Origin of the sequence: Acinetobacter junii CIP 64.5 (genome assembly GCF_000368765.1) — a bacterium.
GTDB lineage: Bacteria > Pseudomonadota > Gammaproteobacteria > Pseudomonadales > Moraxellaceae > Acinetobacter > Acinetobacter junii.
This window is the reverse complement of sequence record NZ_KB849655.1, coordinates 1,599,795-1,617,919: the sequence shown is the minus strand read 5'-3', so window position 1 is coordinate 1,617,919 and position 18,125 is coordinate 1,599,795. Positions and strand designations below refer to the sequence as shown.

Genomic DNA, 18,125 nt, shown 5'->3' with positions numbered 1-18,125 from the left:
GCCAAACACGAAAGTTTGGCTTTTTTATGCTTAATGGCGTTAGTCTGTTGAGCTAAATTGCATCAAACTGATGTTTAGTATGTGTTCCATATTTATCAATCATGATTGAACTGGCTTCATTCAACCCACGTACCGTGACATTGACTCCATTTCTTTGGAACTTATTCACCACAGAATCTAGCATTGCCACTGAAGTTACATCCCAAATATGTGAATGAGTTAAATCAATAATGACCTTAGAAATTGGTTCTTGGAAATTAAAACCCTGCATGAATTTTTCTGAGGAGCTGAAAAAGATTTGACCTTTTAAATCGTAGACTCGTGCATCATTTTCTATATAGCTTTCAACACGAATATCATTTTCTAATTTATTGGCAAGGAATAAAGCGGATAGTAATACACCTGTGAGTACACCGAGTGCCAAGTTATGGGTTGCTACAACCACAATGACAGTGGCAATCATAACCACGTTGCTACTTTGGGGATTAGATTTAAAACCTGTCAGTGATTTCCACTCAAATGTGCTAATCGAGACCATAATCATCACGGCAACCAATGCTGCCATAGGAATAACTTTGAGCCAGTCACTAATAAAGACGACTAAGATCAGCAAAAATACGCCTGCTGAAAATGTTGATAATCGGGTTAGACCACCTGATTTCACATTAATCATGGATTGACCAATCATGGCACACCCCGCCATCCCACCCATAAAACCAGATGCAATATTAGCTATCCCTTGACCTTTACATTCTTGGAATTTATCACTTGGCGTATCGGTCATTTCATCAATAATCGTGGCTGTCATCATGGATTCAAGTAAGCCCACGGCTGCGAGTGCAATCGAATAAGGTAAAATGATTTGTAGCGTTTCTAGGTTAAGAGGAATATCGGGTAATAAGAATACAGGCAGTGTATCTGGCAATTCACCCATATCTCCCACAGTGCGAATATCAATTCCGAAACCTACAGCGATCAGGCTAATAACGATAATACAGACCAAAGGAGAGGGAATAAGTTTTCCAATTTTAGGGAGTAAAGGGAAGAGATAAATAATGGCTAAACCCAAGCCAACTAATGCATATACATGCCATGTTACATTGATCAATTCAGGTAATTGCGCCATAAAAATGAGGATAGCAAGCGCGTTGACGAAGCCAATCACCACAGATTTAGAAACAAATCGCATGAGTTTTGCGAGTTTTAAATAGCCCGCCAGAATTTGCAGTACACCTGTTAATAATGTTGCTGCAAGTAGATATTGTAATCCATGTTCTTTCACCAGACTTGCCATGACCAAAGCCATTGCGCCAGTCGCTGCTGAAATCATGGCAGGACGCCCACCAACAAAAGAAATCACGACTGCAATACAGAAGGACGCATATAAACCAACTTTGGGATCAACCCCCGCGATGATTGAAAATGCAATCGCCTCGGGAATCAGCGCTAAGCCGACCACAAGACCCGCCAGCACATCGGCACGAATATTAGAGAACCATTGTTCTCGTACATTGGAAAACATAGAAATAGCCTATTTTTGAAAAATATTTTAAAGGCTAGTGATGTGATATAAAAATGCACACGACTACACCACATCACTAGACAGTGATGAGTTATTTACAAGAGGGGGCTGTAAAAACTAGGGTGGCGTAAGTGACATTATAGAATTGAAGATCGAGATAAAAATCAGGATGAGGATAACATTTAAGCGAAAAAAGCTCTAGCCATTATTCAAATCGCTAGAGCTAAACACAATTAAAGTGATTGTTCATCCAGTAAAAGTTGAGCTTCACGAAGGCTTAAAGTGCCCTCATAAATTGCTCGACCTGTGATAGCACCTAAAATACCTGATTGACCTTTCAAGTTGCGTACATCATCAAGATTGGTGACACCACCAGATGCAATAACAGGTAATCCTGAATATTGAGCTAAGTGAACAGTTTGCTCAATGTTGACACCTTGCATCATGCCATCACGTGCAATATCAGTGTAGACGATGCTAGATACACCAGCGTCAGCGAAACGTTTAGCAAGATCTGTCGCTTTAACATCAGTGACATTTGCCCAACCGTCAGTTGCAACCATGCCATTGATCGCATCGATACCAACAATAATATGACCTGCAAACTGTTTACATGCTTCTTCAACAAACTCAGGTTCTTTGACTGCTTTGGTACCGATAATGACAAACGATACGCCAGCATCTAAGTAGTGCTCGATGGTTTCAAGTGAACGGATGCCACCACCAATTTGGATTGGTAATTCAGGTTGTGCTCGCGCAATAGCTTCAACCACTGGTTTGTGAATTGGCGTACCAGCGAAAGCACCATTTAAATCAACTAAATGTAAACGACGTGCGCCTTCATCAACCCAATGTTGTGCAGTTGCCACAGGATCATCAGAGAAAACAGTATCGTCTTCCATGCGTCCTTGTTTTAAACGTACACATTTACCATCTTTCAGGTCAATTGCAGGGATGATTAGCATGCTTTCGCTCCTAGCTTCATCGTAAATTAAAATTGGCTACATATTAACAAAGTATTGATCAATCTCTAAGTCTTGGATTGAGAACCTGTGAGTATTCTTTCGATTTGTTGTTGAAGTGGTGACGTGAAACTTTGATGCTGGTAGAGATATTCAAAAATAATACGCGCGGCATAAGCATCTGCCGCAGCATAATTGATTTGTTGAGGGCTGAGTTGTTTAACAGACCAGTTAGAGGTGCTAATTTTTTTACTTTTAGGAAAATAACGCTGAAATAACAAAGCAATTGCCGTTTGTACACCGACTTGGGTGTTATATCCAAAATTTGAAAAGCATTTTGCTAAATCAATCAGACCGTTTGGATGAATCCCTTTGCGTCTAAAACCACTGGCATCATTTTTTAAACCAAAACCAACTTTGAGTTGTTGTTCATTTTCTAAAATAGGTTTTAAGAAAGCCAATATTTCTGGATTCACCTGAAAAAGATAAGCATTTTCTAAGCTAGACAACTGGATAAGGTGAGGGCCTGTTGATTTTTCACCGACTTTGAAGGTCGGTTTGGATTCTGTATCAAAGCCGAACACTTGCACAGATTTAAGCTCAGCTTCAATTTGTAAACACTGATTAAGTGTATGGATGACATAAATTCGATCTGGATTTAAGTTTTGAAATGCAGGGAAGGTGCGTATTTGTTCTTTGCTTAAAAGCGCAGTTTGTTGTTGCATTTCCATGAAATGAGCTCAAATCGTTTCACTCAGCTTAAACCGTTTTGATCAATTGAAAAAGCCAAGTTTTCCCACTTGGCTTTGAAAAATAGACTTGGTTTATTCTGCATATCTATTCATTTGTTCCATCTGGAGCTGTTGGCTTTTTTGAATATAGTTTTGGTAAGCAGGAATTGCGGATGCTGCTATGGCTAAAATGCAGAGTGGAAGGATAATAATGTATATCCAAGCTAAGACTTTTTCCCAACCCTGAGTAATACGAGGTGAGCCATAGTTATTTGTATTTTCATCACCCTTTGCACAACTCAAGTAAATAAAAAATAAGAAATTGATGAAAGGAATAATCATCACTAATGACAACCAACCTGTTTGATTTCGATCATGTAAACGGCGGATTGAGAAAATAAAGCTGAAGTAGATCATTGCAATATAAACAATGATAAAGAGTCCACCAAATACATACATCGATGAACTTGTCGTTGAAGGACTCAAAGCTGGAACAAAAAACGCTGCGATAATACCCAAAATGAATACGAAGACCACGAGTAACATATTCCAGCCTAAGTAAGAAAGTCTGCCAAAACGCCCATTTGCACTAAAACCTGAATCATTTGTTTGAAGCTGAGAAGACATATTATTTTCCTGTAGTCTCTGATTTTTAAATTTAATTTTGAAATTATCTGTTGTTTGATTTTTATTCAAAGTGTTTGCATGATATGCAAAAAATAATGAGAAATAAATAGATAAGGCAATTAAAAAAATAAAGCCAATTTAAAATTGGCTTTATTATCAGGAGCTAAACTTGTTCAAATGCTTAGATTTTCCATTCCACAAAGTTTTTTAACAACTGTAAACCAGCAGTATGACTTTTCTCTGGATGGAATTGGGTCGCGAATAAATTGTCTTTGTGAATCGCTGTGCAGAAGTTCACACCATAATCACAAGTTGCCGCTGTAACTGTAGAATCTTTTGGTTCGATATAGTAGCTATGTACGAAATAAAAACGAGCATCTTGCTCGATGTTGTTCCACATTGGATGACTTGGATCAAGTTGATGTACTTGGTTCCAACCCATGTGCGGAACTTTTAAATTCGGAATTTCAGGGAAGTGTTTGACCACACCCTCAAAAATACCCAAAGCTTCTACGCCACCATTCTCTTCAGAGCTTTGTAGCAATGCTTGCATGCCAACACAAATCGCGAGTACAGGTTTGTTAAAAGCCGCTTGACGAACGACTTCATCAATTCCTGCCTCATGCATGCCTTGCATACAGTCACGCATGGCACCTACGCCTGGGAACACGATTTTATCCGCTTTGGCAATCAGCTTAGGATCGTTAGTCACATCAACTGTTGCACCTACATGCTCTAGCGCTTTGGCTGCTGAGTGTAAGTTGCCCATGCCATAATCAAGTAAAGCAATACGCGTCATTACAAGCTACCTTTCGTTGATGCAATCATGCCTTCGGCACGAGGATCAACCTCACATGCCATACGTAAAGCACGTGCCAAAGCTTTGAATACACTTTCGATCTGGTGATGGCTATTTTTGCCTTTTAAATTGTCGATATGTAAGGTCATCAACGCATGGTTGACAAAACCTTGGAAAAATTCTGAAAATAAATCGACATCGAATGTTCCGATACGGGCGCGTGTGAATGGAATATCCATAAACAAGCCTGGACGACCAGAGAGATCAACGACAACACGCGAAAGTGCTTCATCGAGTGGTGCATAAAAATGACCGTAACGACGTAAGCCCTTTTTATCTCCTAAAGCTTGCGCAAAGGCTTGTCCCAAGGTGATTCCACAGTCTTCGACGGTATGGTGATCATCGATTTCCAAGTCACCATCGCAATGAATATCGATATCAAATAGACCATGGCGCTTGATTTGATCAATCATATGGTCTAAAAATGGAACTCCAGTGTTGAGTGTGCCTTGACCAGTACCATCGAGATTGAGACGAACTCGAATTTTTGTTTCGTTGGTATTTCTTACCACTTCACTGATACGTTGCGTCATGGACACGTTCCTCAAAAAACGTCAAAAATGATTGAATTAAAAACCAAAGTTTCGCTGTGACGAAAAAGTGACAGCATCATAGTTTGCTCAGGAGGGTTAATCAATGCCTATTACCGTACATGCTTACAGTTCACTAGAAAATCTAGGAATTCGTACCCAGCTAGAGCGACTTTATGACACCAGTCCAGAGTTTGGTGATGGGCAAGATGCAATGCAGCAACTTGAACAAGATCTACAGCAATATACCACAGTTTATACCGCTGAATTTAACACCAAAATTATAGGTGCAATCTGGGTCACAGGACAAGGTGAAAGCCGTGTTTTGGAATATATTGTTGTACATCCATCCAATCGCGGTCGCGGTGTGGCAGAACGTCTCGTTGAGGAAGTTTGCCGTATTGAGGAAGAGCAGGGCGTAAAACAGTTTGAACCTGGATGTGGCGCGATTCATCGCTGTCTATCACATCTTGGAAAAATCTAATCGCGAGCTAAATATGGGGTCTAATTGGAGTTAAATTAAACACTTAATCTAAAAATCCTTAAATTAACTTGACGGATTTTGACAAACATTGTTTAATACGCCCACTTTGGCGCGATAGCTCAGTAGGTAGAGCAACGGATTGAAAATCCGTGTGTCCCCAGTTCGATCCTGGGTCACGCCACCATAGATTCGAAATTTCAATCCCTGATCCCATCAGGGATTTTTTTTATCTGGACTTTTTTGCCTGAAAAATGGGCAATCAAATCAAAAGCTCAGGATAATTGTTGACTATTTGCTGTAGATACGGCTTAATACACGCCATTGGCGCGATAGCTCAGTAGGTAGAGCAACGGATTGAAAATCCGTGTGTCCCCAGTTCGATCCTGGGTCACGCCACCATATTCAAAAACCCCAAACTAATGTTTGGGGTTTTTTTATAGGTTAAATTATGCGTAATTCATATTTAAGTCTTTCTAAGTTCTATATTAAAAACTCTTTATGAATAAAAAGAATATGCATCTCAATTTTACTTAGTTATATGAATAAAAGAAAAACAATATACTTGCGAATATATTATTTTTGTTGAAGATAAGTTATGCAAAAGTTTATCGGGGTAGCTCTTCCAGTTGTTCTTTTATCGGGTATAGCACAGCACGCATCTGCGACTACAGGCTATTTTATGCATGGTTATGGCGTGAAAGCCCAAGGTCAAGCTGGTGCCTCTATCGCTGCATTTAACGATGCGCTCACTATAGCGAGTAATCCATCAGGTTTGAGCTGGATTGATAGCCGTGTAGATGTTGGTGCGACCCTATTTAATCCTAAACGCTCTGCTGAGATTGAGGGGAACTTAGCCGGTGCCAATGGACAATACAGCGGTAATGGTCGTGAATACTTTGTACTGCCTGAATTTGCGATCAATAAGAAAGTAAATGATAGCGTTGCTTTAGGCTTAGCGATTTATGGCAATGGTGGTATGAATACGACCTATAAACGCAATCCTTATGCTGAATTTGGTAATACAGGCGAAGCGGGTGTTGATTTATCTCAGATATTTGTCTCTCCAACGGTTGCATGGCGCTATAGTGAAAATCAATCAATCGGGATTGCGACAAATTTTCTTTATCAACGTTTTGAAGCGAAAGGAATTTCTGGTTTTGCCCCATTTTCAAATGATGGAAAAAATCTAAGCAATAAAGGTAAAGACTCTGCTACAGGGATTGGGGTGCGAGTGGGCTGGAGTGCGAAATTAAATGATGTCGTTACTGTCGGAGCAAACTATGCGTCAAAAATTGATGCAGATAAATTTGATAAGTATCGCGGTTTATTTGCTGAATCGGGTGATTTTGATGTTCCTGAGAGTTATGGGGTTGGAGCAAGCTTCAAGTTAACCCCTGCTTTGACTGTATTAGCGGATATACAGCGAATCAATTATTCGGATGTTGATTCGGTCGGTAATCCTTTTAGTTTAGCTTCTGTGATGCAAGGCAATACTTTCGGATCAGAAAAGGGACAGGGTTTCGGTTGGAAAGATATTAACGTCTATAAGTTGGGAGCAAGCTATCAAGTCAATCCACAACTCACAATGCGTGCTGGTTATAGCCATAATGATCAGCCTATCCCACAAGATCAGACTTTCTTAAATATTCTAGCACCAGGTGTGATTAAAGATCATATTAGTCTAGGTGCGACGTGGGATATTGATCGAGCGCAAGAGTTAAGTGTTGCCTATACCTATGGTTTAAAAGAAACCGTAAAAGGCAATCAATCGATCCCGACAGCATTTGGTGGGGGTGAGGCAAATCTAGAAATGGATCAACATATCTTAGGTATATCTTACGGTGTGAAGTTCTAAATAGAAAAAGGCTGAATCAACAGATTCAGCCTTTTATTTGCTACAAAGGAAATTTAAGCTGTTTTAGCTAAAGAACCGTTCGATAGCATATGACCTGTTTCTTCAAAATTTGCATGCCATGACAATGCTTCACGAAGAATATGAGGTGTATGTCCACCACGCTCACATGAACGATCAAAATAATCGTTTAATGCGGCTTGGTAGAGTGGATGTACACAATTATCGATAATCACACGTGCACGCTCACGCGGTGCTAAACCACGAAGGTCAGCCAAGCCTTGTTCTGTCACTAGAATATCAACATCATGTTCACAGTGATCAACATGGCTCACCATCGGCACGATCGAAGAAATATCGCCACCTTTTGCGATTGACTTGGTGACAAAGATTGCTAAGTGCGCATTACGTGCGAAATCACCTGAGCCACCGATACCATTCATCATCTTGGTACCACAAACGTGAGTTGAGTTCACATTGCCATAAATATCAAATTCGAGGGCAGTGTTGATCCCAATAATACCTAAGCGACGCACAATTTCAGGGTGATTTGAAATTTCTTGTGGACGTAAGACTAATTTATCTTTGTAGTGCTCTAGATTGCCAAATACACGCTCGCCACACTGAGCTGAAAGTGTAATTGAGCTACCAGAAGCAAACTTCATTTTACCTGCATCGATCAACTCAAACGTACAGTCTTGAAGTACTTCAGAGTACATCACAAGATCTTCGAAGTTTGAATCTTTCAAACCAGTGAGAACAGCGTTTGCAATAGAACCAATACCCGCTTGTAAAGGACCTAAGTTTTTCGCTAAACGACCAGCAGCAACTTCTTTCTCAAAAAATGCAATCAAATGATTCGCAATGCCTTGAGTCTCATCATCTGGCGCTGTCACTGTTGAAGGTGAGTCAGCTGTATCGTTGAACACGATGCCGACGATTTTTGCAGGATCGATTGGAATCGCAGTCGAGCCGATACGATCATCCACTTGAGTTAAAGGCAGCGGTGTACGCGTTGGACGATAGGTTGGGATGTAAATATCGTGTAAGCCTTCAAAGTTTTCGCTGAGTGATGTGTTGATTTCTACAATCACTTTTTCAGCGAAAATTGCAAAGCTTGCCGAGTTACCAACGGATGTTGTTGGAACAATGTGACCATCTTCAGTGATTGCGACCGCTTCAATCACAGCTACATCTGGACGTTTGAGCTGCTGATTACGCATTTGTTCAACGGTTTCAGATAAATGTTGGTCAATAAACATCACTTCGCCGTTATTAATTGCACGACGTAAGGTATTGTCAACTTGGAATGGCATGCGACGTGCAAGTACACCTGCTTCCGTCAGTTGTTTGTCTAAGTCATTTCCGAGACTTGCACCAGTAATTAACGTGATTTTTAACGGATTTTTTTTAGCTTGTTCAACCAGTGCTTGAGGAACAGCTTTCGCCTCTCCTGCACGAGTAAATCCGCTCATACCAACCGTCATATCATTTTCAATAAAGCGAGCAGCCTGTTCTGCACTCATCACTTTGTCGTGTAGAGACGCAAGGCGAATACGACTTAAAGACATCATCCATTCTCAATATTGCTTTTTCATTAGATATGGATTTTAGCGCTAAAAAAGCAAAAGGGAATTGGACTACGGCTAAGGTCTAATATGTGAAATAGAAGATGATTTGCGAGCAAAAATACGAGACATTTTTGATTGGTCTCGTATTGAATTAGAAGTGTTCACTAAGTGTTTGTTTAATCTTGCTAATCGTATTTTTCTCAGTCTCTTCAACATGAGGAGTCACGATTGGTAAAGAGATCACAACTTCTAAACCACCTTGCTCACGATTGCGAATGCTAATTTTACCCTGATGAATATCCACAATACGTTTTACGATTGCAAGGCCAAGTCCGCTACCTTGAACAGTGCGCGCTGAATTACCACGTACAAAGGGTTGCATGAGTTCTTCAACTTGATCGGGTGGAATGCCTTCACCATGATCAGCAACAGTGATGAGGATGTGTTCGTCTACATGGCTTGCAGAAAGTTCAATCGGTTCGGCACCATAGCGTTTCGCATTATTGATTAAATTGGCGATCAGACGCTTTAAAGAGAGACTACGAGCAGGAATAATAGGTAAATCCTGCATTTCAAAACGTATATCTAATGGTTTGAATTGAATGACGAGTTCTTGCAGCAATGTGTTGATATTGGTATCGGTGAGTTCTTCATCCGATCCATCACGCATGTACGAAATGAATTGGTTGAGAATCGCATCCATATCATCAACATCATAAATTAGACCTTCACGAAAGAATTCATCGGGTAGCATTTCTGCAGTGAGACGAATACGCGTCAATGGTGTACGCAAATCGTGAGAAATCCCAGCCAACATAATTTGACGGTCTCGCTCAGTTTGTTCAAGCGTATAAACCATATGGTTAAAAGCTTGGTTCACCTGACGAATTTCTAAAGGCCCGTGATTAGTATCTAAATAAGGTGCTTTACCTGTTTTACTATAACTATTGGCGGCATTTTGTAATCGACGCAATGGACGATTCATTTGGCGAACTAAGGTTAAAATAATAATTGAAGATAAGATCGGTACACCAAATAACCATGTTGCAATCAGTTCAACACTGTAATTGGTATAGGTTTTTAGTGGTTCACGCACCCAGTTACCATTCATCTCTGGAGTTTGAATCCAGATACGAGGAATTGGTTTAAATTTAAAATAAACGGTGACGTTATCAACACCTAACTCTTTGGCAAGTTTGGCTTCGATTTCATCAGTAAATAATTCAGCTAGAAATTTGTCTTCAATCTTTGGAAATTCTTTAGGATCAGTGATGTATTCGATACCAATACGGTTTTTTAACCATGTATCAATATCGACTTCTGTATCACGATGCAAAATTCGAATATCAGGATTATTGACCAGCTCTAATTCAATTGCGAGATAGCGTGCATGTTGTTGTAACTCTGGCAAATACAAAGTTCGCCAGAAGAACCACAAAGACATAAATAAGCTGAAGAATACGGTGAACAGTACCAAAATAGTGGTACGCATCGCAGCGGAACGTGGTTTGATCTTATCTAAGAAACGTTCCCACTTGGTACGTGGTCGTTCAGAGTAAGATACAAACTCAGTAAAAGTTTGAGGGTCAATGGGTTCCAGTTTCAACGTTGAAATTCCTGAACTTACTCAGCACCATCTGGAACAAAAACATAGCCTACACCCCAAACGGTTTGAATATAACGAGCGCGGGCAGGGTTGTCTTCGATTAAACGGCGTAAACGAGACACTTGAACATCAATCGAACGCTCCATTGCACCCCATTCACGACCACGTGCTAAATTCATCAATTTATCGCGGGTCAAAGGTTCACGTGGATGTTGAACCAAGGCTTTTAATACAGCGAATTCACCAGTCGTCAAAGTCACGACTTGACCTTCACGAGTAAGTGTACGAGTTGAAAGATCTAAAGACCATGGTCCAAAGCTAACAACTTCAACTTGTTGGCTCGGTGCACCTGGTACTTCACGCACTTGGCGACGTAATACAGCACGAATACGAGCTAAAAGTTCATTTGGGTTAAATGGTTTCGGTAAATAATCGTCTGCGCCAGCTTCCAAACCTGCAATGCGATCAGAGTCACTTCCACGTGCCGTCAACATGATAATTGGAGTATCAATATTAGATTGGCGTAATCTGCGACAAATACTTAAGCCATCTTCGACAGGAAGCATGAAATCAAGAACGATCAACGAAAACAATTCACGTTGTAATAAACGATCCATTTGTGTCGCGTCATGAGCAGTTTTGACTACAAAACCTTTATCTTCTAAAAATCGTTGCAAAAGCGTACGCAAACGCACATCGTCATCGACCACTAAAATGCGTTCGACTCGGTCTGTCTCATGGTGTACGGTTTCCGTCGATTCAGCAGGTACAACTAAACTCATGATGTGCTCCTTTATCGTTTATTGTCATCGTAATTATGCAATGTCAGGCAGTATACGATTCATTGCACAGGTTTGGCTATGTTATAAAGCAACAAATATTGCCAATAAAATCAAGAGATAGATACCAAACATATACAGGTAAAATTATGACAATCAATCTATTTTTCAATATTTAGCTGAAAAAATCTTGGGATTTTAGAAACATTGATCAATTTGCATAATCTACTCGTAAAATTTTCAAAAAAACAATGGTGGATTTTATAGCCGTGGACTTTATAATCAGTGCTTTTAGAATTAACCCTTGTGGAATCAATCACGATGACTGACTTAGTTCAGCAGTTGGCAAATGAACTTGCCGTACGTCCAAACCAAGTAGAAGCTGCTATTCGTTTAATTGATGAAGGCGCCAGTGTTCCCTTTATTGCACGTTACCGTAAAGAAGTCACGCAAGGCTTAGACGATACTCAATTGCGTCAACTCGACACACGTTTGGCTTACCTACGTGATTTGTACGAACGTCGTGAGAAAGTGATTCAATCTTTACAAGAACAAGATAAGTTAAGTGATGATTTACTTGCACGTGTAAATGCGGCTGAAACCAAGAATGCATTAGAAGAAATTTATGCGCCGTATCGTCCAAAACGCACAAGCAAATCTTTCAAAGCGAAAGAAGCGGGTTTAGGGCCGATCGCAGAAAAGATTTTTGCTGAACAAGTTGATCCTACAGAAGCATTATCAGGCTTCAGCCATGAAGACTACCCAGATCTTGAAAGTCAGTTGGATGCGATTCAGCATATTTTAATTGATGATTGGGCGCAAAACATTGCATTAACCACTGAATTAAAACAAACTTTTTCTAAAACTGCTGTGCTAAAGAGTGCTGTGGCATCTGAAGAGAAAAAAGAAGTTGGTAAGAAATTTCGTGATTACTTTGAGTTCTCTGAAAACTTAAACAAAGTTCCTTCACACCGTTTGTTAGCGATGCTTCGTGGTCGTCAAGAAAATGTATTAGGTTTAAAAGTGGATGGTGAAGATGATGCACCATTGGCGCGTATTGAAACTGAATACAACTTAGACCAAGTACAACCACAGAGCCGTCAAGATTATTTAAAGCAAACTGCAAAATTATTCTGGCTAGGTAAGATTCGTCCGCAGATTGAACACTCATTGCTAACAGATAAGCGTCTATCTGCTGAAGCTGAAGCAATGGATGTATTTGCGGAGAACTTGCGTCATTTACTTCTATCTGCACCAGCAGGTGGACGTGTTACTTTAGGTGTTGATCCTGGTATTCGTACAGGGGTAAAACTGGCAGTGATTAGTGAAGCTGGTGATGTCCTTGCACACAGCACAATCTATCCATTTGCACCGAAAGAAGATAAAGAAGGTTCGATTGCGGAGCTTGCGCGTTTGTGCAGAGAGTTCCACGTGGAACTTATTGCGATTGGTAATGGAACAGCAAGCCGTGAAACAGAAGCAGTTGTTGCTGAAATGATGGCGGCAAATACGGATCTGAAATTAACACGTATTACTGTGAGTGAAGCAGGTGCATCTGTTTATTCTGCAAGTGAATTGGCTGCACAAGAACTTCCAGAGCTTGATGTATCTATTCGTGGTGCGGTTTCAATCGCTCGTCGTTTACAAGATCCATTAGCAGAGCTTGTAAAAATTGATCCAAAATCAATTGGTGTAGGTCAGTACCAACACGATGTAAACCAAACAGGTTTAGCAAAAACACTAGATGCAGTTGTTGAAGACTGTGTGAACGCGGTGGGTGTGGATGTCAATACAGCATCTCCAGCGATCTTGGCTTATATCGCAGGTTTAAACAAAGCGATTGCACAACAAATCGTTGAATACCGTAAAGAAAATGGACGTTTTGATAATCGTCAAGCATTGAAGAAAGTTCCACGTTTAGGCGAGCGTACTTTTGAACAATCAGCTGGTTTCTTACGTGTTCAAGATGGTTCTGAGCCATTAGATGCATCTGCTGTTCACCCTGAAAGTTATGGCTTGGTTGAGAAAATTGTTGCCGCAAAAGCAACAACTGTAAAAGACATCATTGGTAATACAGAAATTATTCGCCAAGTAAAAGCAGAAGAGTTTGTCGATGACAAATTCGGTTTGCCGACGATTCAAGACGTTTTAGCAGAATTGGAAAAACCAGGTCGTGACCCTCGTCCTGAGTTCCGTACAGCGAAGTTCCGTGAAGACATTACCGAAGTTGCACAACTCACTGAAGGTATGCAGCTTGAAGGCGTTGTAACCAATGTAACCAACTTCGGTGCATTCGTGGACGTAGGTGTACACCAAGATGGTTTAGTGCATATCTCTGAACTTGCAAATGAATTCGTTTCTGACCCACACAAAGTCGTGAAACCAGGTCAGATCGTGCAAGTTCGTGTGATGCAAGTTGATGTTGAACGTAATCGTGTGAACTTGAGTATGCGTGCTGAAGGTTCTGCGCCTACTAAAGCACCACGTCAGCAGCAGCGTCCACAGCAAGAGCGTACTGAGCGTTCAGAACGTAAGCCTCAAGGTCAACGTCCTCCACGTAAAGAGGGCGACTTTAAGCGTCCGCAAAATAACAAGCCAAAAGCTGAAAAACCGCAAGAGCAAAAAATAGGTGGTTTAGGTGCCTTGTTATTACAAGCAGGGATTAAAGGCTCTAAGTAACTGATCAAATAAATAAAAGCCTCTTCGGAGGCTTTTATTTTAAGTGATACTATTTTTATAATTCAGTATAATCAGGCTGTATGCCCATAATTCTCAATTGTTTCAAGGGTATATCAATTGGAATGTCTATTTTGTCTTGATCAAATATGACTAAGTTGTAACCGTTTCCAAAAGAGCTATTAAACATTAATCCATCAATCCCACCTAAATTTTTAAAAAACTCAGTAATGAATTGAGTTGGTATATAATCGAGATGTGAACGATTAGGCAAAACAGGTAGAGATAACTCTTTGGCGAATTGATCTAATAGATTAACTAATTTCATAATCTTATGGAAATCATCTGTAGAGCTTAAAGATATGAATGAAATATCTTTTTTAGGATCACATAAATTAATAACGTTAATATCTTGTTTGACTTTTAAATAAGCAATATAGACAGTTTGCCCGTTACTTGGACGGACTTCTGTAAGAGCCGTTTCAAGTTGTTCCGCCGTGTAGAGATAGGAAATACCATCAGGGTTTGCGCGCCCAATAGTCACCTTGTCTATTGGTGGTTTCTTCATATTTGGGTGATCAAGTGCGCTATCCGATATTCTGGCTCGGAAAAGTGTATCAGAAGTAGTAATTTCATAATTTAATTGCTCAATTACCTCTGTGAATTTCTCGAATAGGTTTCCAGTCTCAAGAAAAGCATCTCTGTATATTTCAATTTGGGGGAAGAAACGATTATTATGCTTTAGTTCATATTTAAAGGCTTCCCATTCACTCTGAGTATTAGTTGGAAAGTTTTTATATTTTTTGTTAATTAACTCTTGTCTATTTTGTAGAGCATCTTCAATTATTTGCTCGTGAACTTTGCTAGTAAATAATTTGAATTCACTTGATAGGATATGGAATAAACTATAACCATCTATATGTTCTTCAAATATGTTATCAATAACTTCAATAAGTGGTGAGATTAGTGCATATAATTGATCTATGTTTATAGTACTTGCATCATTTGTTCCACAATAATGACAACGTGAAATTCTACCGATTGAGTTTATTTGTAATTTTAATGCTTTGTCTGAAAAACAGTTACTACAACATTTTTGAACCATTAGTCTTAATCCTTTGATTCTAAATATATATTTATTGTTTCAATATGATGCATTATTGAAATTTTTTTAACTTGCCCTAACCCAGGGAAATGTCCTATTTTGTATAAAAAAATGAACTCTTGTAGTCCTTCTGTTTCTTCGAAGAGGATTCTTTTTGATTGAAAATCAGAAATAAGTTTTGTTAACGCTTGCTTAAATTTAGCACCAGGGTTGGTAGGTGTTCCATCATCTTCTGATGAATAGTGGCGAATGAATAATTCATCAAACCTTTGAGAATCAATATATGATGCATGAACTGTTACAACATAAGCTGGACCACCACCTTCAATAAAATCATTGCCTGTAATAGTATAATCACCAAAACCTATATTGTTTTCGTCTTTATAATAGCTATGTAAAGCAGAGAATGATGACTCTTGAGGATAGTCTGCATTTCTTAATTGTCTTTTAAAAAAATCTTCATATACAACTTTATTGCGTATGTGCTTTTTAACTATTGGGCTATTATCATTCTGTATAAAGTTAATTTTAGATAAATTTGAAAAATTTATAAGTTCTTGATCAATGCCTTTTTGGATAAATAATCCAAAAGAGTTTAATCCTAAAAAATCACTGTATGAGTTAGTTTTTTCGTTGATTGAGTAGAGTGGAATATACTCTATATTCTCTATTTTAGTTATAAGTTCATTGAACTCCGTTTGTGATTTTTTGAAGTCACCAATTGTCGGGTTGATGATTATATAAGGTACGATACCATTCTTATTTAGGACTTCAATGGTTTTGCATAGTGCTTTTATATCATTTTTTACAGGCTCAATAACAGGAGTAAAGTTTTTAAGTCCTAGCTCTGATAGTTCTCGAATAGCTAAAAGCTCATTAAGTTTTCCTCTTAAAATTGGATAATACATTAAGTTCTTTCTCCGAGAAAAAGCTAATTAGGTTTTTAATATCATTTTTATTGAATTTAAAGCTTATCAAAGCATTAGTCAAAGGGGAAGGTAGAGTATTTATGGCTTCAATATTATTCTTTCTGTATTTCTTTAAAGTTTTTAAAAATAAATTGTTCACAACAGCTCTATCAGATTTATTTAAAATTTTAAAGCATAGATCAAAAACTTGAGTGTTGGGAACATCAATTTTTAATCCATATATATTTTCAGCAATATCTAAATACTCTTCTTTTCTTAAAGATTTCATCATAAGGCTAATATCAAAAATATTATTTGATATAGCGTCTTTTATAGTTCGTAAAGTGTTGTTGTCGGTTAAAACAATAATACCAACACTATGAGGAATAATAGCTTCTACATCTACTTGTAGGGAACTAGGGCAAACGACATAAACTTTTTCAAATAATTGAATATATGACTGTAGTTGGTCTTCTAATCTGTTTAATGAATCATATTCTGTTTTGATTTCATAACAAGTTGAACAGCCATTTAGTAAGACTAAATCAGCTTTATTCTGACCTACTCTGAATTCTGAAAGTAAAACGGATGACTGGAGTGAATGTTTGCTTCTTAAAATTTTGCGAGCAATCAAATTTTTATAGACATATTCATTTCGATAATTCCGACTTAAAAACTCAAATGCAGATGAATATATATCATCGATACTAGTTGTATTTACATTTGATCTTAAGTTCTTGTTATTTATTATTTTTTCAAGAGGTGAAACGTCGCCAGAAGCAATGGCTCTTAAGCTATTACTTGTAAAAAGTTTGGCGATTTCTCTCTCAGTAGTGCTCACAATATTAAGATAGCTTATATAAATTAGATTATTCTTATTGTACCTAGTAATCTAATAAGAAAAAAAGCTGAAAAATAATTTTTACCTCAGATCGCTTAATTTTTTTGAACGTAAAATTTAGTAAATTGTTTTATATAGCTTGAGCTATGAACAGCAATTTTGTTCTATAAATCTATCTAAATCGCGTTAACCTGAAATGATGCATACATGCCTTAGGAGGTCGTGATGTCACGCAGACCTCGTGAACAAGTCGATTATTTACACCTCGAAGAACTCGGTGGTTTAGAAATGTTGAAAGCCAGTTACTTTCAGCAGGAGTTCTCGCGACATGTTCATGAAGGATTTTGTATCGGTGTGATTGAAGAGGGTGCGCAACGTTTTTATCGTACAGGGGGCAATCATGTTGCGCCGCAAGGCGATATTATTTTGGTGAATGCTGATGAAGTACATACAGGCTCATCTGCGGTAGAAACGGGCTGGCGTTATCGAGCAATTTATCCAACTCCAGAAATTTTCCATGAACTGACGCGTGATCTCACGACTATTCATGGCACAGCACCGTGGTTTAGAGAAGCCGTGTTGCATGACGAAGGTCTGGCGCAGCAATTACGATTACTATTTGATTTGTTAGAGCAACCGAGCAATACCTTGCTCAAACAAACCTTGTTCTTATCTACGATTGCTTGGCTAATCTCAAAATATAGCCAAACAAAACCGCATGCCGCTGACCTCAGTAATGCAAAACAGCGTATTTTAAATATTAAAGAATTAATGGCGAGTATGCCTGAGCAAGAGTTTTCACTCATCGAATTGGCTGAAATGGCGAATCTGAGCCAGTGGCATTTTTTACGTCAATTTAAAAAGCATGTTGGACTCTCACCACATGCGTGGTTGATCCAAGCGCGATTACAGAAATCACAAAAATTATTGAGACAGGGTTTGAACTTATCAGAAGTTTCACAGCAATGTGGTTTCTCAGATCAAAGTCATTTTAGTCGGCATTTTCGTCAAACGTTTGGTATTACGCCAGGCGGTTATACTGCTTATCTCAAATAAAAAAAACAGCAATTTT

16 protein-coding genes and 2 tRNA genes are annotated in these 18,125 nt (G+C 38.8%); 6 read left to right on the top strand and 12 right to left on the bottom strand.

The genetic code is table 11. From position 1 onward, the window contains the following. Nucleotides 1–52: 52 nt before the first annotated feature. From F948_RS13285 to hisB, 6 genes are all read right to left on the bottom strand, one after another. Nucleotides 53–1,522 (bottom strand): SulP family inorganic anion transporter, encoded by a 1,470-nt coding sequence (locus F948_RS13285; protein WP_004909772.1) that lies wholly within the window; start codon nucleotides 1,520–1,522, stop codon nucleotides 53–55. A 233-nt stretch (nucleotides 1,523–1,755) separates the two neighbouring features. Beyond that, nucleotides 1,756–2,487, bottom strand: a complete 732-nt coding sequence (gene hisA, locus F948_RS13280) for a 1-(5-phosphoribosyl)-5-[(5-phosphoribosylamino)methylideneamino]imidazole-4-carboxamide isomerase (protein ID WP_004964700.1) — start codon at nucleotides 2,485–2,487, stop codon at nucleotides 1,756–1,758. A 65-nt stretch (nucleotides 2,488–2,552) separates the two neighbouring features. Next, nucleotides 2,553–3,215 (bottom strand): 3'-5' exonuclease, encoded by a 663-nt coding sequence (locus F948_RS13275; protein WP_004964697.1) that lies wholly within the window; start codon nucleotides 3,213–3,215, stop codon nucleotides 2,553–2,555. Nucleotides 3,216–3,308: 93 nt separating this feature from the next. After that, nucleotides 3,309–3,842, bottom strand: coding sequence for a DUF805 domain-containing protein (locus tag F948_RS13270; RefSeq protein ID WP_004964695.1), 534 nt, complete (start codon nucleotides 3,840–3,842; stop codon nucleotides 3,309–3,311). Between the two features lie 181 nt (nucleotides 3,843–4,023). Then, complete coding sequence (hisH, locus tag F948_RS13265) at nucleotides 4,024–4,641, bottom strand: imidazole glycerol phosphate synthase subunit HisH (RefSeq protein ID WP_004964693.1); 618 nt, start codon at nucleotides 4,639–4,641, stop codon at nucleotides 4,024–4,026. Further along, the gene (gene hisB / locus F948_RS13260; RefSeq protein ID WP_004877928.1) at nucleotides 4,641–5,234 is read right to left on the bottom strand and encodes an imidazoleglycerol-phosphate dehydratase HisB; all 594 of its coding nucleotides are present in this window, start codon (nucleotides 5,232–5,234) and stop codon (nucleotides 4,641–4,643) included. Before hisB ends, hisH begins: the two co-directional genes overlap by 1 nt. 103 nt (nucleotides 5,235–5,337) lie before the next feature. On the opposite strand from hisB, the gene F948_RS13255 reads away from it, so the two are divergent. The 4 genes from F948_RS13255 to F948_RS13240 all read left to right on the top strand — a co-directional run bounded on the left by F948_RS13255 (nucleotide 5,338) and on the right by F948_RS13240 (nucleotide 7,570). After that, nucleotides 5,338–5,715: a GNAT family N-acetyltransferase gene (locus tag F948_RS13255; RefSeq protein WP_004909759.1), complete on the top strand. Its 378-nt coding sequence runs from the start codon at nucleotides 5,338–5,340 to the stop codon at nucleotides 5,713–5,715. Between the two features lie 108 nt (nucleotides 5,716–5,823). After that, a tRNA-Phe gene (locus F948_RS13250) sits at nucleotides 5,824–5,899 on the top strand. A 139-nt stretch (nucleotides 5,900–6,038) separates the two neighbouring features. After that, nucleotides 6,039–6,114, top strand: a tRNA-Phe gene (locus tag F948_RS13245). A gap of 196 nt (nucleotides 6,115–6,310) precedes the next feature. Beyond that, nucleotides 6,311–7,570 (top strand): OmpP1/FadL family transporter, encoded by a 1,260-nt coding sequence (locus F948_RS13240; protein ID WP_004964689.1) that lies wholly within the window; start codon nucleotides 6,311–6,313, stop codon nucleotides 7,568–7,570. Nucleotides 7,571–7,623: 53 nt separating this feature from the next. Here the strand turns inward: F948_RS13240 and F948_RS13235 are convergent, their stop codons facing one another. The 3 genes from F948_RS13235 to ompR form a co-directional block, all read right to left on the bottom strand. Further along, entirely contained in the window at nucleotides 7,624–9,138 is a 1,515-nt protein-coding gene (locus F948_RS13235) for an acetyl-CoA hydrolase/transferase family protein (RefSeq protein WP_004964686.1), read from the bottom strand. A gap of 151 nt (nucleotides 9,139–9,289) precedes the next feature. Next, a complete protein-coding gene (locus F948_RS13230; RefSeq protein WP_004964683.1) occupies nucleotides 9,290–10,744 on the bottom strand; it encodes an ATP-binding protein in 1,455 nt (484 codons plus the stop codon). 17 nt (nucleotides 10,745–10,761) lie between these two features. Next, on the bottom strand, nucleotides 10,762–11,526 hold the full coding sequence (ompR, locus tag F948_RS13225; protein ID WP_004657337.1) for an osmolarity response regulator transcription factor OmpR: 765 nt from the start codon (nucleotides 11,524–11,526) through the stop codon (nucleotides 10,762–10,764). 318 nt (nucleotides 11,527–11,844) lie between these two features. Here ompR and F948_RS13220 point away from each other — a divergent pair, with 318 nt between their 5' ends. After that, the gene (locus F948_RS13220; protein WP_004909754.1) at nucleotides 11,845–14,202 is read left to right on the top strand and encodes a Tex family protein; all 2,358 of its coding nucleotides are present in this window, start codon (nucleotides 11,845–11,847) and stop codon (nucleotides 14,200–14,202) included. 55 nt (nucleotides 14,203–14,257) lie between these two features. On the opposite strand, the gene F948_RS13215 is transcribed toward F948_RS13220, so the two are convergent. From F948_RS13215 to F948_RS13205, 3 genes are read right to left on the bottom strand one after another with little or no spacing between them, the layout of a single operon-like run. Further along, complete coding sequence (locus F948_RS13215) at nucleotides 14,258–15,304, bottom strand: RES family NAD+ phosphorylase (protein WP_004964680.1); 1,047 nt, start codon at nucleotides 15,302–15,304, stop codon at nucleotides 14,258–14,260. A 5-nt stretch (nucleotides 15,305–15,309) separates the two neighbouring features. Next, complete coding sequence (locus tag F948_RS13210; protein WP_004964677.1) at nucleotides 15,310–16,212, bottom strand: sce7725 family protein; 903 nt, start codon at nucleotides 16,210–16,212, stop codon at nucleotides 15,310–15,312. After that, nucleotides 16,181–17,053, bottom strand: a complete 873-nt coding sequence (locus F948_RS13205; RefSeq protein WP_004964674.1) for a sce7726 family protein — start codon at nucleotides 17,051–17,053, stop codon at nucleotides 16,181–16,183. The genes F948_RS13210 and F948_RS13205 overlap by 32 nt, the downstream gene beginning before the upstream one ends. Nucleotides 17,054–17,278: 225 nt before the next feature. Between F948_RS13205 and F948_RS13200 the strand changes: the two genes are divergently transcribed. Continuing rightward, the gene (locus F948_RS13200; RefSeq protein ID WP_004964672.1) at nucleotides 17,279–18,109 is read left to right on the top strand and encodes an AraC family transcriptional regulator; all 831 of its coding nucleotides are present in this window, start codon (nucleotides 17,279–17,281) and stop codon (nucleotides 18,107–18,109) included. The last annotated feature ends 16 nt before the right edge of the window (nucleotides 18,110–18,125 follow it).

Excerpts from the sequence above, each read along its gene's own strand:
- F948_RS13215 (WP_004964680.1), bottom strand. The coding sequence starts at position 15,304 with ATGGTTCAAAAATGTTGTAGTAACTGTTTTTCAGACAAAGCATTAAAA.
- F948_RS13200 (WP_004964672.1), top strand. The coding sequence starts at position 17,279 with ATGTCACGCAGACCTCGTGAACAAGTCGATTATTTACACCTCGAAGAA.
- hisA (WP_004964700.1), bottom strand. The coding sequence starts at position 2,487 with ATGCTAATCATCCCTGCAATTGACCTGAAAGATGGTAAATGTGTACGT.
- F948_RS13220 (WP_004909754.1), top strand. The coding sequence starts at position 11,845 with ATGACTGACTTAGTTCAGCAGTTGGCAAATGAACTTGCCGTACGTCCA.
- F948_RS13240 (WP_004964689.1), top strand. The coding sequence starts at position 6,311 with ATGCAAAAGTTTATCGGGGTAGCTCTTCCAGTTGTTCTTTTATCGGGT.
- F948_RS13270 (WP_004964695.1), bottom strand. The coding sequence starts at position 3,842 with ATGTCTTCTCAGCTTCAAACAAATGATTCAGGTTTTAGTGCAAATGGG.
- F948_RS13235 (WP_004964686.1), bottom strand. The coding sequence starts at position 9,138 with ATGTCTTTAAGTCGTATTCGCCTTGCGTCTCTACACGACAAAGTGATG.
- hisB (WP_004877928.1), bottom strand. The coding sequence starts at position 5,234 with ATGACGCAACGTATCAGTGAAGTGGTAAGAAATACCAACGAAACAAAA.
- F948_RS13210 (WP_004964677.1), bottom strand. The coding sequence starts at position 16,212 with ATGTATTATCCAATTTTAAGAGGAAAACTTAATGAGCTTTTAGCTATT.
- F948_RS13255 (WP_004909759.1), top strand. The coding sequence starts at position 5,338 with ATGCCTATTACCGTACATGCTTACAGTTCACTAGAAAATCTAGGAATT.
- F948_RS13275 (WP_004964697.1), bottom strand. The coding sequence starts at position 3,215 with ATGGAAATGCAACAACAAACTGCGCTTTTAAGCAAAGAACAAATACGC.
- F948_RS13285 (WP_004909772.1), bottom strand. The coding sequence starts at position 1,522 with ATGTTTTCCAATGTACGAGAACAATGGTTCTCTAATATTCGTGCCGAT.
- ompR (WP_004657337.1), bottom strand. The coding sequence starts at position 11,526 with ATGAGTTTAGTTGTACCTGCTGAATCGACGGAAACCGTACACCATGAG.
- hisH (WP_004964693.1), bottom strand. The coding sequence starts at position 4,641 with ATGACGCGTATTGCTTTACTTGATTATGGCATGGGCAACTTACACTCA.